This window comes from uncultured Butyricimonas sp. (genome assembly GCF_959596855.1).
GTDB classification, from domain to species: Bacteria; Bacteroidota; Bacteroidia; order Bacteroidales; family Marinifilaceae; genus Butyricimonas; species Butyricimonas muris.
Window position 1 is genome coordinate 68,706 of record NZ_CAUFYA010000007.1, and the last position, 14,824, is coordinate 83,529.

Genomic DNA, 14,824 nt, shown 5'->3' on the forward strand with positions numbered 1-14,824 from the left:
CAATGACTACTTTTTTTATTTATTTTTTGGAAGAAAGTATAACCAGCAGCAAAGAATAATCGGAATACTCTTCTCGAAGAATCCGTAAAGCTTTGTTTATATGTGTTTTGACCGTATTAATAGAAATCGCTAACGCATCTGCTGTCTCCTGATACTTTTTCCCGTCAAGGAAACACATTCTGAACACGACCTTCGTTTGACCGGGTAGTTTCTCCACAGACTGCCGCAAACGCTCGATCAGAAGTTCATATTCCATATATCCCTCATCCGTCGCTTCATCCTTCAATCGCAACTCTTGATTAAAACGCTCCCTCACTTTCTTATGCCGGAGCAAACTCACGCAATGATTACGTACCAATGTATATAGTAACGGAAGAACAGATTGGGTACGTTCTATCTTCTCGAAATTAACCCACACTTTTTCAAACACATCATTAACAGCATCTTTTGCAGCCTCTTCATCATTCAAAAAACTATAGGCATGATAACACAGGCGAATATAATTCTCCCGAAATAACTGTTCAAAAATCCCTTTATAATCAACCGATCTTATCATGCATTCTCACATATACGACACAAATATATAAATATAAAATAAACTGAAAAAACTTTTTTCTTTATCACTGTCAAATTGACATCATAAATTCACCAACTTGACACCACTTCCTTGTTTGGCATATCTTTTGTCTGTCTTTGCCCGTGAATAGAACAGCTATTTTCAAATAACCGATTTCTACTCATTATAAATTTATTGTTTTAATTATTAAATTATCAGGAGGATTTATTATGGGTGCCGCAGGTAACAAAAAACCGAAAAAAAGCAAAGACAAAAAACATGTACCATCTTACGTGGCAGAAGAAGCCACGCACGAAACACCGCTGAAAAACAAAAAAAAACAAATAGATGCGTGAATCATAAAAAAAAAAAGGTGTGGCGAATAGATTTTTGCCACACCTTTTTTTACTATCTTACGATATCTATATCCCCCGTCCACACGTGAAATATCGTTCACGGACAATCATAAAATCACAGAATCCATAAATTATTAAACTTTTTTTAAAGCGAGAAATTGAACCCTCTCGCTCTTATTGCCGTATATGCCATAGAATTTTGATACTCTATCACTCATTCTTTCATCAGACTAGCGGAAAAGAGGGGTTGGGAATACGAGAAATTCACAAACTAAACTAATTAAACAAAATAAAAAAGAGACGCTATGAAAAAAGTTATTTTTTTATTGGCAATGACTACATTCCTTTTCAGTGACTTTGCCATGCAGGCACAAACCAAAAAAGAAATAAGGGAAAAGAGAAAAGCACACAGGGCATGTATGCGTATGCACCGGAAAATGGTACGCGAACAACAAAATATGATCGCTTATCAGGACGCAGTAAAAGCCCTCAAGAACAACAGTTGGGTATTACAAGCCAATACCTTGTTCAACAACTTCGGGGGAGCCATACCTGTTACCAACAACACGAACTTCGTGGCTATGGACAACAATCAGGTATCCGTACAGTTGGCATTCAACGGGTTTAATCCCGGACCGAACGGATTGGGGGGAATCACGCTGACCGGCTGGCCTTCCAGTATCAACCAGAGAGTGGACAAAAACGGCAACATCACCTACACGTTCAACGTTATGGGAGCCGCTTTATTCGCGCAAGTCACCGTACGCATGAGTTATGGAAGTAGCTACGCTACCGCAACCGTAACCTCGAACACGAACGGTCGTGAATTGACCTTCTCCGGTAACTTGGTTCCGTATAGCCAATCGAATATATTCCAGAGCGGATTTAGTTTCTAAACAACTATATAAAATACTCTCGTTTAATATTCAATTACTCAATTTCACACGTGAAGAGGGCGTTTTTCGAACGCCCTCTTTGGTTTATAAAGTTTGTAAGGTTCATAAAGTTTATATGGTAATACTACCCCTCCGCCAGAGCGCAAACAGAACACAAACATAACAACCATACAGGGGAATATAGTTGCTACGTTTGAGCTCTGACAAAGCCACGAAGAAGATAGAGCATTACCCTATAATCAGGTTAGCAATATGTATAATTTAAAACATATGTAACCGACAACAGCCAAACACACCCCGGATCGAGTTCTCCCCGAAACTCAATCTAAAATCCAAAATCATTAAATCCAAAATCCGCAACCTCCTTATTGCCGTAAATCTTCGGTGGTAATATTTGAAGGCAGGAATTTAGTCGCGTCTCCGCCATTCATGAATATATCCCGAACGATCGTGGAACTGATAAAAGTATGTTCGGGCGACGTCAGCAAGAATACGGTCTCCACATTAGAATCCATCGCCTTGTTAATCTGTCCCACGGCACGCTCGTACTCGAAGTCGGCAGCCGTGCGCAGTCCCCGGATGATAAAACCGGCATTCTGCTGCTCGCAAAAATCAACAGTCAACCCGGAATAACTCATCACGCTTACTTCTTTCACGTCTTTGAAGACTTTCTCAATAATAGCGATACGTGTATCGACATCCAAGAACTCCTGCTTTACAGCGTTAATACCGACAGCAACAATGATTTTATCGAAAATTTTCAACCCTCTTCTCACGATCTCCTCGTGACCAACCGTAAACGGATCAAAGGATCCCGGAAACACAGCAATTTTTTCCATGACGTATTATTTATAATTCTTCCGATGTTTAGAAGTAAAACATCCGATCTCAAGTTACAAATTAAAATCATCTTTGTCAATTATCCAAAAATTTGTTAGTTTTTCTTTGATTTTTCATGAGTATTATTAGGAAAACTCTTTTTTTTTGAATAGATTTGAAGCATTAAAATAGAATAAACACATAACAATTAAATTCTTATAAAACATGGCACGAAAATTACTCATTAGAGATTTGACATTGAGAGATGGTCAACAATCTTCATTCGCGACTAGAATGAATCAAAACCAAGTAGACCGCGTGTTACCTTTCTACAAAGACGCAAAATTCTACGCGATGGAAGTATGGGGTGGTGCAGTACCCGACTCCGTGATGCGTTACTTGAACGAGAACCCGTGGGATCGTCTGGAAAAAATCAAAGCCGTTGTAGGTGATGTTTCCAAACTGACCGCCTTGTCAAGAGGTCGTAACCTGTTCGGTTACGCTCCCTATACCGACGAAATTATCGAAGGCTTCTGTAAAAACGCCATCGAGTCCGGTTTAGGAATCATGCGTATTTTCGATGCTTTGAACGACGTGAACAACGTGAAATCGACCATCAAATACGTGAAGAAATACGGTGGTATGGCTGATTGTGCGGTTTGTTACACGATTGACCCGAAATACCCGAAACTTAGCCTGATGGATAAGTTGAAAGGTAAAAAGAACCCGGAACCCGTGTTCACGGACGAGTACTTCTTGAATAAAGCAAAAGAAATGGAAGCTCTCGGGGCTGACATGATCACGATCAAGGATATGAGTGGTCTGATTAACCCGGCACGTATCGCCGAATTACTTCCGCTTTTCAAGAAAAACCTGAAAATCCCGGTAGACTTCCATACCCACTGTACTCCCGGCTACGGACTTGGAGCCGTACTTTCCGCTATCGTGCACGGGGTAGATATCGTGGATACCAATATCTGGAACTTCGCGGGTGGTCCTGCCGCTCCGGCTATCGAGTTGATTTATATCTTCTGCCAGAAATTAGGCATAGAAATGGATGTAAACATGGAAGCCGTTGCCAAAATCAATAAAGAGTTGTACAACATCCGGAAAGAGTTGGAAGCGTTCGACGCCGTTAAACAATTCCCGAATCCGTTCAACCCGCTCACGGACACGCTTCCTGCTAACATAGACAAGCTATTCGACGACGCTATCGCCGCTGCCAAGAACAACAACGAAGAAGCATTGTTACAAGCTTGCCACGCTATCGAGGCATACTTCAACTTCCCGAAACCGAACGAGCTCGTGAAAAAAGCCGAGGTTCCCGGTGGTATGTACACCAACATGGTAGCCCAATTGAAACAATTGAATTCTATGGATATCCTCGAGGATGCCATGAAGTTGATACCGACTGTTCGTTTAGCAGCAGGTCTTCCTCCTCTAGTAACCCCGACCAGCCAGATCGTGGGTGCTCAAGCCGTGAACTGTGCTTTGGACGTGAAGAACGGAAAACCGATGTATTCCAACACGTCTAATCAATTCGTCGCGTTAGTGAAAGGGGAATACGGAAAAACTCCCGTTCCGGTAGATCCGGAATTCCGTCTGAAAATTGCCGGAACTCGCGAGGAAATCCCGTATGACACTTCCAAATATCAAATGCAGGAAAATCCCGTGTTGACAGAATTTGGTGGCGTAAAACTTGCCGAGAACGAGAAAGAAGTTCTTTTGTTGGAACTTTTCCCCGCTGTAGCTAAAACCTTCTTGACGAAACAGAAAGAAGCCCGCTACCAAGCAACCCATAAAGAAGGACAAGCACAACAAAAAGAAGATGTTCAAAAAGACGAGCCTATTACCGGAAAAGTAGTAGAAGCACCTATGCCGGGAAATATTTTCAAGATTCTGGTAAAACCCGGAGATACCGTATCCAAAGGTCAGAACGTACTTGTACTCGAAGCCATGAAGATGGAAAACAACATAACATCCGATTATAACGGTAGAGTAAAACGTATTCTTACCCAAGAAGGTAAATCGGTTAGCGCCGGAGCTAAATTGATCGAAATCGAAATTTGATTAAAGATTCAAATACTGGAAAAGGAGCTGCAATAGCTCCTTTTTTTGTTTAATACCCTCCCCCCCCTTGAAGAACGTTCATCTCACTTCAAATAAATAAAATAAAACAAGATATTAATTTTATTCATTTATACATTCATAATATTGATTATTTAATTACCTTTGTTGCAAATAATAATCCGTATTATGAATACATCAAAGAAACGATTACCCCTAAGATGTCCGGCATGCGACTCCACGCTAAAGGTCGGACGACTCTTTTGTGAAGAATGTGACACGGAAGTGTGCGGTTCATTCGAGCTACCGGTATTAGCCAGACTGACGGAAAACGAACAACAATTTGCCATTGCTTTCATAAAGTCCAGCGGCAGCTTGAAAGACATGGCAAAAAACATGGGAGTCAGTTACCCCACGGTGCGCAACGTACTGGATGATCTGATTGACAAACTAAATAAAATGGAATAGCTATGAAAAAACAACGACTCAATTTATTGTTCAATCCTTTCGCACGAATAGCCGGCTACTCGGCATTAGGATGGGGTTTCCTCGGTATTGTGCTTGCCACCTTACTCTCCTATTCCACCGGATTACATTATCACGGGCTATTACACTTTGGTTGGGCACCCAATCCGGCATGGTGGTGCTTCGCCGCCGAACATCTGGTGATATGGCTTATTCCTGCCATTCTGTTTTACCTCGGGGGATTATTACTTTCTCGCTCCCGCATCCGTATTGTCGATGTCTTGGGAACTGTGGCATTCGCTCAATTGCCTTTCATTATCATGAACCTTTTCTACTTTATACCTTCGCTCCGGTTTATGACACAACTCAACCCGAACGCTCTATCCATACAGGAATTACTTGCACAACCGGAATTTATAAAAGGCGTATGGTTCTCTTTATTTTCCCTGATTTTCTTTGTTTGGGTACTGATATGGATGTTTCACGCGCTACGGGTGTCGTGCAACTTGAAAGGCTATCGTCTGGGAATACTCTACGCTATCGCTATTACAGGGGGTGATTTGATTTGCCGGATGTTAATCAACTTATGCTATAATTCGTAATCACACCTTAGTTTATCTTATTATTACGGTTTCGATGAGGGAGGCAAAAGTCATTTTTTCTAAAAACTCCTCCGTCAGCTTCGCTGCCACCTCCTCTATAAACAGAGGAGGAGCTGGTGACTCATCCCGAAGACGGTGAGTAATTCAGCTCTTCCTCTGTTTATAGAGGGAAACTGGCGAGTAAGAGAGAAATGACAGAGAGCTTGCTCGTTGTCTGTCGAACGAGAGCCAGTTCGAGTCCGTTTCGGACTCAATACCCCGGAGGGGGGAGGGAGTTTAATACCGGGGAAAACCTATTTCCTCTCCGTCCTCGGCAATATACTCATCCAAGTCTTGACAATCGGTATCCTCGTCTTCCTCGAATTGTATAGAAAGATTGTTTACACGAGCGAATTGGCGACAACTTTTGAAATCGGCATAGCGTTCGTCAATCTCCTCCTCGAATAATTTCCCACGATCTTCCACGGATAAATTTTCCAATTCTTCCTCGTGTTCCTGCAATATATCCAGTATAAATTCAGCTGCCCAACTACCCAATTCCCGTTCCAGAGTCCAATCGGAATTTTGTCGATCCAGAATTTGAAATATCTCTTGTAAATAGGGCGTTTCGCCCCATTCCTCGTACAATTGGATCACGTCGTCCTCTTCCCCGTATTCGGTCTTTAATCTTTCAAGCAACTCATTATTCATGATTACATCTTTTTTCTTTTATTTCAATGCGCTAAAGTATGAAAATAGGTCGAAAGTTCAAAAGAACTTCCGACCTATTCGTCAAAGGCAGAACCTTTTTCTATTACATCGGCCAACCCGGATTAGGTTCAACAAGCGGTTCAAGACTCAACACACTGTTGGGAATAGGGAAATAAAGCAAATCCGGATTGTCACGTCCCACGAGAGAGGGTACCAATTCGAATGCTTTATCGAAGCGTACCAAATCCCACCAACGCTTACATTCAAAAGCAAATTCCAACAACCGTTCCTGCAAAATGGCAGCATCGTTTTCCGCAGGAGTACCGTTCACGAACGCGTGGTCGGCGTACTTCTCGCCGTAGGCACGTTCCCGGACTTCTTTCATCTCGTCGGTCGGGTCTTCGCCCAACCCGTTCTTCGCCTCCGCTTTCATCAGTAACACATCGGCATAACGGTAAAGGATAATATCGTCCACGAAATAGCGGACTCCCGAAACCACCGTCCCTCGTCCTTTCATAGCCATGGTCCCGTAATACTTCCGCTCACCCTCTACCGTCTTGTATATTTCAAGAAAAGTAGCGTCTTTCCGGCTATCGTCCGGTGCATACTGTTCCCGCAAATGTTTGGACGGTGATTGTTCCATCAATCCGCCCCCGGCACCGATAATTTCCAGTATCTCCGGTTCAATATCAGGAGAAATAGTAGCCGGAGAAATATGCATCATGTCAAAATAATTATTATCCGCCTCGTTCAACTTGTAATTGACAGCCATCAAGATTTCGTCATTCCCTTTATTCTCGTAAGCGAACACGTCTTTAAACTCCGGCAGAAGACGGATTCCGGCGATTTTCTGCACTTCCTCGCAGGCTCCCAAGGCCGTGCGGTAATCGGTTTCGCCACCGTTCTTACGGCGTGCCGTCCAAAGATAAACATCCGCTTTCAACGCGTAAGTTGCCGCTTTAGACCAATGGTTTCTGCCTGTTTCGAAAGCCGTCGAGGGAAATAATCCCAAAGCATCTTCAATATCATCCTTGATAAAGGTAAACAACTCCTCCTCGGTTGCCCTTGCTTTCTGCACTTTCGCGGGATCGTACCCCTCCATTGCTTCCGTCCGCAGGGGCACTCCGCCCCATATCTTCACCATGGTGAAATACACGAATGCCCGCGTGGCATGGGCTTGTGCCAGTATCAGGTTACGTTCGGACTCGTCAGTGAAAGGGATTTCCGGTACCTTTGTCAGAAGCAAATTTGCCGCGTTCACCGTGGCATAGAATTTTTCCCACGTGGGTCCGAAACTTGCACTCAAGTCATTATCCCTGTATTTCTTGTAATTATCCCCCACGATAGCCTCCGATTCCAGCGTTTCGCTTCGCATCTCTCCCCAGATAAACATATTATCCGTGGTATTATCCCGCAGGAACACGTACATTCCCGCCAATCCGCCCTCCGCGTCCGATTCGGTTTTCCAGAAAGAGTCAGCCGTGATAACACTCGTGGGATCAACATCCAGTATGTCACACGCCCCCATGGCAAGTCCCATACTCACTCCCATGGCTATATGAATTATTTGTCTTTTCAATTTACACATGGCTCGATTCATTTAAAATGTGATAGATACTCCTGTAATAATGTTTTTCGGAATAGGATAACGCCCGTTATCTTGTCCGCCCTCTTCCGGGTTCAATCCCGAATAATTCGTGAAATAGTGAAGGTTATTCCCCGTCACGTGCATACGTACTCCGGCAAGTCCCACTTTCCGCAGCCACCTTCTCGGGAACTCGTAACTCAAAGATATCTCGCGCAAACAAAGGAAATCCCCCTTCTCCACGTAAATATTAGCTCTCTCCGGGTGATTGTAAGCACTATTCCAGATGTAACAAGGCATTGAAGCATCATCCCCTTGTTCTTTCCATGAATTTACCGCCATGTTTTTCGTGAGATTTCCGTCGCCTTGCGAGTTATTGTTCATAAAGCGGGCTGCATAATTATATATCTTGTGTCCCAGCGTGTAGTCGAAACGGAACGAGAAGGTAAATCTACGGAACGAGAGTTTGCTAGAGAATCCTCCCGTCCACTTGGGATAGTAGTTTCCCAAATATACTTTATCCTTGGAATCAATCTGTCCGTCACCGTCCACATCCCGGAATATGGAGTAACCGCCGTATTTAGTCTTGTCATTACCCGGAATCATGGTATTCACGGTCGGGTCTGCCTGAGCCTCCGCGTCAGTAGCGTACACACCTTCAATCACGTGACCGTAAATATCACCGACACGTCCGCCTTCCTGCAAACCGCCTACCCAAGCGTATTCACCCCGGGAAGGTACCCACACGTATTCCCCGCCGATACGGTTATTCTCGGCCCCATTCTCCGGCAACTTCAATATCTTGTGTTTCGTGTTCGTGACCGTGGCTGCCATAGTCCATTGCACGGCACTCCATCCCGGAAGGATATTAGCGTTCACTTCCAACTCGAATCCCTTGTTTTCCAAGCGTCCCAAGTTCGTGTAAATATTGGCAAACCCGGTAGAAGGCGGCAATGAAAGTTGAGTGATCAAGTTATCCGTCACCCGGCGATAGTAATCAAACAGTATCCCCACCCGTTGGTTGAACAGCCCGATATCGGCACCGACGTCAAAAGTCTTGGACTGTTCCCATTTCAGTTCCGAGTTCGGGATGACCGTGTTCTGGATGGCAGAAGTTCCATCGTAGATTTTTCCCACGGCATACGTACCCCGTGCCTGAAAATCATCCAGTCCGCTGATATTTCCCGTCACCCCGTAACTACCTCTTAATTTCAACTGGATAAAACTCAACGGCTCCCAGAATTTCTCGTTATGCACGTTCCAACCGACGGATACACCGGGGAAAAATCCCCACTTGTGGTCGTCACCCAAGTTGGACGCTCCATCGAAACGGGCACTCAGCGAAATCAGGTACCTGTCCTTGTAATCGTAATTCATGCGGGCAAAGAATCCGGCTATCGCCTGCGTGCTTTCATCCCCTTTCACGCTTTTTGCCGAAGCGGAAGCGTTCAACGTGGGAATCAAATCGGTCGCCGCTCCTTGCCCCTCGGCATTCAACGTCGATTTCTCCCTCCCGAAATAGGAGAACCCGGCTTTCACGTCCACGTTATGCGCGTCGGCAAACAGCTTATTATACCCTAACACCAAATCCATTTGTCCCTGCAACGTTTTCGTGTAATATCCTTTCGCTTCCCGTGAATCGTTAAATGTCATGGAACCGTTCCAATAAGACGGAATGAAGGAATAACCGTCCGTGGTGTACTTGTACATGGACAACTGGGGGGTAAACCTGAAACCGGGGAGAAATTCCCAGTCCGCGGCAAGAGAAAGAGAGAGGTTATCCTTACTGTTCTTTCGCTTGTCATTGTTCAAATGGTAAACGGGATTACCGATACTGCGATTTTGTCCCGGTGCCAACGTTCCGTCCTCGTACGTGTATTTCGCGGTATGGGGCAAAGATGCCGCCCGGTAAAAAATCTGAGCGAGGTCATATACCTCGTTATTACTTGAAGTGGTATACATCATCCGCCCCGACACGTTCAGATTGTCCCGCAATTTAAGACTGCCGTTCAAGCTGAAAGAAAGACGGCGGTACTTGGTCGTGATCACCGTTCCCTCGCTATCCATGTACCCTAACCCGGCATAAAACGTAGCTTTATCGCTTCCACCCGAAACGGTCAGGTTATGCGAGTACGTGTAAGCCGTACGGTAAATCAAATCCTGAAAATCCGTATCCTTGAATATAATCGTCTTCGAGGGATCAATCGGGTCCGGCATACTCTCCCACCCCTCGTTCAACTTGTGTTTATTGGCTTCCGTCAAGTATTGCGTCGTGTAAGCCGTGTTATTCGTCAAATCGTTTCCCGTACCGAAACCGAGAGCCGAATTAAGACGGTCCAAAGCACTGGCGTTGTAGCGGGAAGCGTACTGCATACTTTTCCGGTTCATCTCGATATACTCCCGCCCGGAAGCCAGATCATATTTTTCCCCGGGTTCGGAAACTGTCAACCCGAACGAATAATTAGCCTGTATCTTGCCCGGCTTTCCGCTTTTCGTGGTGACAATCACCACACCGTTGGAAGCTCTTGCCCCATAGATAGCGGTGGAAGCGGCATCCTTCAATACTTGAAGCGACTCGATATCATTACTGTTCAAGTCGGCAAGATCGGTACGAATGATCCCGTCCACGATATAAATAGGTGCCGCCCCGTTCATGTTATTGATCGAAGTACCACCCCGGACAATCACCCTCGGCGCCGCGCCGGGTTGTCCGGACGTACTCTGCACCTGTACCCCGGAAACGTTGCCTTGCAATGCCGAAGCGAGATTGGTATAAGGCACGTTCTCCAAAGCCGAAGGGGGCAGTTTAGTGATAGCGGAGGTTACTTTTTCCCGTGCCTGTGTTCCGAACCCGACGACCACGATTTCGTCCATCCGTATCCGGGTAGGACGCAACGTCACGTTCACCGTCTTCTGGGAAGAGGACAATTTTATTGTCCTTGTTTCATATCCCAAGAAACTGAATTCAAGCAAACTATCCTGTTGCATCAGATTCAAGGTGTACTGCCCTTCGTCATCCGTGGCGGAACCTCTTGTAGTTCCTTTAATCAAAACGAGCACTCCTGCCATGGGTTCCCTGTTCTCGTCAAGAACCCGTCCTTTTATGGTACGTTGCGATTCCTTGGCCTTATCGTCTTGGGCACATAAGGTCAAAGGCAAAGCCGAGAAAAGAAAGATCCATAAAAACGAATTGGCTAATGTAAATTTAACTTTTTCCATACGATCTTCAATATTCTATTTATCAATTATTCCATAAATTCATTGTTCCTCCTTTTCCGTCAATCCAACTACTTCTCCCGACTTTATTAACCTTCATGCACACGGAAAACAGTAACCATACCTGAATATTTTTCAAAGAATATACCGAAAACAACAAAAAGCAACAATCGACTTTACCTCAACAACATACCCGAACGGACAAACGTGGGAAATGAGGAATCCCCGTCCGCACTTTGTGGAAAAATACCACACTTCGGTTTTCGCCTTCGGCGAGTTGCAGGTTATATTCGCCTTCGGCGAGTTGCAAGTTGCAGGTTGCATTTGCCGCAAGCGGCAAGTTACAAGTTGCTTTTCTAGCGTTAAAGACTGTATTCCAGCTCTCCCTCTGTTTATAGAGGGAAACTGGCGAGTAAGAGAGAACAGACTGAGAGCTTGCTCGTTGTCTGTCGAACGAGAGCCAGTTCGAGACCGGTTTCCGGGCTCAATACCCCGAAGGGGGGAGGGAGTTTATTAATTGTAGATTTAGCGATTTTACATTGAATGATTCCGGTCGCACGAGCGACGCTTCGTTAATCATTGAATCGACAATCATTGAATCACTTAATCAATAAACTCCTCCGGCACTCCGTGCCACCTCCTCTATAAACAGAGGAGGAGCTCGAATACCGCCTTGCTTCGGGAATCTTTTCAATCTTCAATCTAAAATCTTAAATCATAAATCTTAAATATTCCCTTTCTCCCGCCGGAATACAAAATATTTCTTTAACTTTGAGAGCGGCTTCTATTGTTTTCCCCCGATTTGACGGGGCAATACCCGTACTGAAATATTTATTAAATCTGACATACTATGATGAAGCGTCTTTTACTTATTTTTTGCCTCTTACCCGCGTTCGCTTTCGCGCAGGAAGAAGTTGACAGCAAATACATGACCGGCGCCGTTCCCGTGGTGGACGGTAAAGTGATGTTCAAGAAAGAAATCAAAGCCCCTAACTTGTCCAAAGACCAAATCTTCGATGCCGTGTCGGCATGGGCAAACTCCCGGTTTAAAACGGATAAAGGTAACTGGGGACAAGTCGCGTACTCGAACAAGGAAGAAGGGCAAATCGCTTGCTACGGCAGCGAATATCTCGTGTTCGCCGACAAAACGTTCTCTCTCGACCGAGCAAAAACCAACTATCGGGTGAACTTCGTTTGCTCTCCCGGCAAATGCGTCATGGAAATCACGAACATCCATTATCTCTACCCGGAAGACAGCAAAGACCGTCTGGCGGCGGAAGATTGGATCACCGATGAGCAAGCCATGAACAAGGACCGGACAAAACTGATCAAACGAATTGCCAAATTCCGTATCAAAACTGTCGATCTCGCGGAAAACTTGTTCGAGGGTGCGGAAAAGAGCCTCGGCGTGCAACCCGCAACAGCACAAAACGTACCCACGCCCCCGGCAGTAGCCCCTCCCGCCCAAGCGGTGGAGAACATCGCTCCCGTGTCGGGTGAAGCCCTGCAAGGTTACAAGCGGATCGCTCCCGACAAGATTCCCGGAAACATCATCAAAATGCTTTCCGAAGACTGGATGCTGATCACGGGCGGGAACAACGAGAAATTCAACCCCATGACGGCAAGCTGGGGCGGACTGGGATACTTGTACAACAAACCCGTGGCTTTCTGTTTCATCTCCCCGGCACGCTACACGTATGACCTGATGGATAACGGCGACACCTACACGCTCACGTTCTACACCGAAACGTACCGCGAAGCGCTGAACTATTGCGGGCACAACTCCGGCAAGGATGCCGATAAAGTAAAGGGAGCCGGACTAACCCCTGTCACCACCCCTTCCGGCAGCAAAGCGTTCTCGGAAGCATGGATGATTATCGAGTGTCGCAAAATGATTTCCCAGACCATCAACATCGACGGCATCTCCGATCCCGAACTCAAAAAACAATGGTCAGGTAAAGCCATGCACAAGAGGTTTATCGGCGAGATCTTGAATGTATGGGTGAAATGAAACTTGCCAAAGGCAAGTTTCAGGTTGTATTCGCCGCGAGCGGCAAGTTAATTGAAAATTGAAAATGAAAGTGCCACTGAAGCGGGAAAGCCGGGATACCGCCACCTTCGGCAGTATCCCGGCTTCTTTTCCGGTTTGTTTTAGATTCAACAACTTGCAACTCGCCGAAGGCGAACAAATCATTTTCAATTTTCAACTTTCAATTTTCAATTGTCTCGTTGCCGCCTCCAATCCCGCCAGTTTTATCTCGAAAGCTGACTTTTTCGCTTTCACCGCTTCCTTCTCGGCGGCGGCGGTTGCTTTCTTCACGCCCGCTTTCGCCCGCGTGATAGCCTCGCGCTCCTCGGGCGTGGCGGTCACCTCGCGGACGGCGAGCCGCAACTGTGCCGCCTCGTACGCCTCCACCGCCTCGGCAAGCGTGAGCTCCTCCGCCGTGGGGGGCGGGTACAGCCGCGTCGAGGGCGACGAGTACTTGCCATCGGCGGACACGGCGTAAGCGTAGATGAACAGCGCCGCCTTGTTCCAGCCCGCCGGGATCAGTGCCGATGTCGAGCCCGCCTCGCCGCGGTCACGCAAATCCACTCGCAGGCTGCGCATCGACTTGTGATCCTCCGCGCCCGCCGTGAACATGCAGGCGTACACCCGGTCGTTCTCCCGCGCCAACCCGCCGGGGATCACCTCGTCCACCTGCACGAAAGCCACCTTGTTCGTGTCCATGTCCACCGTCGCCGTCACGTTCGCCGTGTCCAGAGAGCCGTCACTCACCTGCATCCCGCCGAAATCGTACTCCAGCACGATTTTCTTCGTCAACGCGTCGCGGGACGCCGTGCAGAGCGTCTTTACGTTCGCCTGCATGAAAGCGTTCATCGGCGATTCCCGCTTCTTGCGCTCGCGAAAGCTCACCCGCAACGTTTCCAGCAACGGGCGGGTAAGTTTCCCGCAACCGCCGTAACCCGCTATACGCAAGTCACGTGCCTCCTGCTTCTCCTTGCTCGAGTAAACAGGGTTCTTTTTACCTTTCATCGCCGAGATTATCTCGCCGTCCCAACTCGTGGTGAAACGGTGTTGACCGATACTCTGGCGCAATTCCCAAAACAGGGTTGATTTACCTTTTGCCATAATTCAATTCTTTTTAGTTCGTAATTCTTTTTTCGCCTTCGGCGAGTTGCAGGTCGCGTTTACCTTCGACAGGTTCCACTTCCCGATACTGCCGTCCGGGAGCCTGATCCACACGCCGTTGCCGGAACAAGGGATGTTCTTCAAGCAAGGAAACAATTTCTTCATGTACATACTTTCTCTTTATTTATAATGAAACGTCGTGTTAGTTCTACCGGTCACACCCGATCCCCGGGGTGCCTCGTTGGGGTCTTCCTTCTTTTTTCAAACGATATCGTAATGCAATATTAAAACAATTAGATTACAAAACAAAGAAAATATTCATTTGTTTTTAAATTATTTTTATAATACTTATTTAATTTTAATCCAATATTACCTAAAATAAATACAAATCACACCATTCTGTTTTATAATCACTTACACCTTTTTTCCCGTTTTACCCTCC

The 14,824-nt window shown here is 46.1% G+C and carries 13 protein-coding genes; 5 read left to right on the forward strand and 8 right to left on the reverse strand.

Annotated features, from left to right (window positions below; all coding sequences use genetic code 11):
- Positions 1-19 precede the first annotated feature (19 nt).
- Positions 20-556 carry an RNA polymerase sigma-70 factor gene (locus Q5866_RS04885; RefSeq protein ID WP_099292924.1) on the reverse strand — a complete coding sequence of 179 codons (537 nt, stop codon included), beginning with the start codon at positions 554-556 and terminating at the stop codon, positions 20-22.
- Positions 557-1,217: 661 nt separating this feature from the next.
- Here Q5866_RS04885 and Q5866_RS04890 point away from each other — a divergent pair.
- Positions 1,218-1,808 (forward strand): DUF4251 domain-containing protein, encoded by a 591-nt coding sequence (locus Q5866_RS04890; protein WP_186975737.1) that lies wholly within the window; start codon positions 1,218-1,220, stop codon positions 1,806-1,808.
- Between the two features lie 365 nt (positions 1,809-2,173).
- Here Q5866_RS04890 and coaD read toward each other — a convergent pair whose 3' ends face one another.
- The gene (gene coaD / locus Q5866_RS04895; protein WP_099292930.1) at positions 2,174-2,647 is read right to left on the reverse strand and encodes a pantetheine-phosphate adenylyltransferase; all 474 of its coding nucleotides are present in this window, start codon (positions 2,645-2,647) and stop codon (positions 2,174-2,176) included.
- 205 nt (positions 2,648-2,852) lie between these two features.
- Between coaD and Q5866_RS04900 the strand changes: the two genes are divergently transcribed.
- The 3 genes from Q5866_RS04900 (at position 2,853) to Q5866_RS04910 (ending at position 5,761) form a co-directional block, all read left to right on the forward strand.
- The gene (locus Q5866_RS04900; RefSeq protein WP_099292932.1) at positions 2,853-4,697 is read left to right on the forward strand and encodes a biotin/lipoyl-containing protein; all 1,845 of its coding nucleotides are present in this window, start codon (positions 2,853-2,855) and stop codon (positions 4,695-4,697) included.
- Positions 4,698-4,883: 186 nt separating this feature from the next.
- Positions 4,884-5,162: a DUF2089 family protein gene (locus Q5866_RS04905; RefSeq protein WP_099292934.1), complete on the forward strand. Its 279-nt coding sequence runs from the start codon at positions 4,884-4,886 to the stop codon at positions 5,160-5,162.
- 2 nt (positions 5,163-5,164) lie between these two features.
- Complete coding sequence (locus tag Q5866_RS04910; RefSeq protein ID WP_303179213.1) at positions 5,165-5,761, forward strand: YIP1 family protein; 597 nt, start codon at positions 5,165-5,167, stop codon at positions 5,759-5,761.
- A 276-nt stretch (positions 5,762-6,037) separates the two neighbouring features.
- On the opposite strand, the gene Q5866_RS04915 is transcribed toward Q5866_RS04910, so the two are convergent.
- The 3 genes from Q5866_RS04915 to Q5866_RS04925 all read right to left on the reverse strand — a co-directional run bounded on the left by Q5866_RS04915 (position 6,038) and on the right by Q5866_RS04925 (position 11,255).
- Positions 6,038-6,451 carry a hypothetical protein gene (locus Q5866_RS04915; protein WP_227215610.1) on the reverse strand — a complete coding sequence of 138 codons (414 nt, stop codon included), beginning with the start codon at positions 6,449-6,451 and terminating at the stop codon, positions 6,038-6,040.
- Between the two features lie 103 nt (positions 6,452-6,554).
- Entirely contained in the window at positions 6,555-8,039 is a 1,485-nt protein-coding gene (locus tag Q5866_RS04920; protein ID WP_303179215.1) for a RagB/SusD family nutrient uptake outer membrane protein, read from the reverse strand.
- Positions 8,040-8,051: 12 nt separating this feature from the next.
- Positions 8,052-11,255 carry a TonB-dependent receptor gene (locus Q5866_RS04925; RefSeq protein ID WP_303179217.1) on the reverse strand — a complete coding sequence of 1,068 codons (3,204 nt, stop codon included), beginning with the start codon at positions 11,253-11,255 and terminating at the stop codon, positions 8,052-8,054.
- A gap of 847 nt (positions 11,256-12,102) precedes the next feature.
- Between Q5866_RS04925 and Q5866_RS04930 the strand changes: the two genes are divergently transcribed.
- Positions 12,103-13,263: a DUF4468 domain-containing protein gene (locus Q5866_RS04930; protein WP_303179219.1), complete on the forward strand. Its 1,161-nt coding sequence runs from the start codon at positions 12,103-12,105 to the stop codon at positions 13,261-13,263.
- A gap of 19 nt (positions 13,264-13,282) precedes the next feature.
- Here the strand turns inward: Q5866_RS04930 and Q5866_RS04935 are convergent, their stop codons facing one another.
- From Q5866_RS04935 to Q5866_RS04945, 3 genes are read right to left on the reverse strand one after another with little or no spacing between them, the layout of a single operon-like run.
- Positions 13,283-13,459, reverse strand: a complete 177-nt coding sequence (locus Q5866_RS04935; protein WP_303179221.1) for a hypothetical protein — start codon at positions 13,457-13,459, stop codon at positions 13,283-13,285.
- Positions 13,456-14,382 carry a hypothetical protein gene (locus Q5866_RS04940; protein WP_227215606.1) on the reverse strand — a complete coding sequence of 309 codons (927 nt, stop codon included), beginning with the start codon at positions 14,380-14,382 and terminating at the stop codon, positions 13,456-13,458. The genes Q5866_RS04935 and Q5866_RS04940 overlap by 4 nt, the downstream gene beginning before the upstream one ends.
- A 3-nt stretch (positions 14,383-14,385) precedes the next feature.
- On the reverse strand, positions 14,386-14,553 hold the full coding sequence (locus Q5866_RS04945) for a hypothetical protein (protein WP_303179223.1): 168 nt from the start codon (positions 14,551-14,553) through the stop codon (positions 14,386-14,388).
- Positions 14,554-14,824 lie beyond the last annotated feature (271 nt).

Excerpts from the sequence above, each read along its gene's own strand:
- Q5866_RS04885 (WP_099292924.1), bottom strand. The coding sequence starts at position 556 with ATGATAAGATCGGTTGATTATAAAGGGATTTTTGAACAGTTATTTCGG.
- Q5866_RS04890 (WP_186975737.1), top strand. The coding sequence starts at position 1,218 with ATGAAAAAAGTTATTTTTTTATTGGCAATGACTACATTCCTTTTCAGT.
- coaD (WP_099292930.1), bottom strand. The coding sequence starts at position 2,647 with ATGGAAAAAATTGCTGTGTTTCCGGGATCCTTTGATCCGTTTACGGTT.
- Q5866_RS04900 (WP_099292932.1), top strand. The coding sequence starts at position 2,853 with ATGGCACGAAAATTACTCATTAGAGATTTGACATTGAGAGATGGTCAA.
- Q5866_RS04905 (WP_099292934.1), top strand. The coding sequence starts at position 4,884 with ATGAATACATCAAAGAAACGATTACCCCTAAGATGTCCGGCATGCGAC.
- Q5866_RS04910 (WP_303179213.1), top strand. The coding sequence starts at position 5,165 with ATGAAAAAACAACGACTCAATTTATTGTTCAATCCTTTCGCACGAATA.
- Q5866_RS04915 (WP_227215610.1), bottom strand. The coding sequence starts at position 6,451 with ATGAATAATGAGTTGCTTGAAAGATTAAAGACCGAATACGGGGAAGAG.
- Q5866_RS04920 (WP_303179215.1), bottom strand. The coding sequence starts at position 8,039 with ATGTGTAAATTGAAAAGACAAATAATTCATATAGCCATGGGAGTGAGT.
- Q5866_RS04925 (WP_303179217.1), bottom strand. The coding sequence starts at position 11,255 with ATGGAAAAAGTTAAATTTACATTAGCCAATTCGTTTTTATGGATCTTT.
- Q5866_RS04930 (WP_303179219.1), top strand. The coding sequence starts at position 12,103 with ATGATGAAGCGTCTTTTACTTATTTTTTGCCTCTTACCCGCGTTCGCT.
- Q5866_RS04940 (WP_227215606.1), bottom strand. The coding sequence starts at position 14,382 with ATGGCAAAAGGTAAATCAACCCTGTTTTGGGAATTGCGCCAGAGTATC.
- Q5866_RS04945 (WP_303179223.1), bottom strand. The coding sequence starts at position 14,553 with ATGTACATGAAGAAATTGTTTCCTTGCTTGAAGAACATCCCTTGTTCC.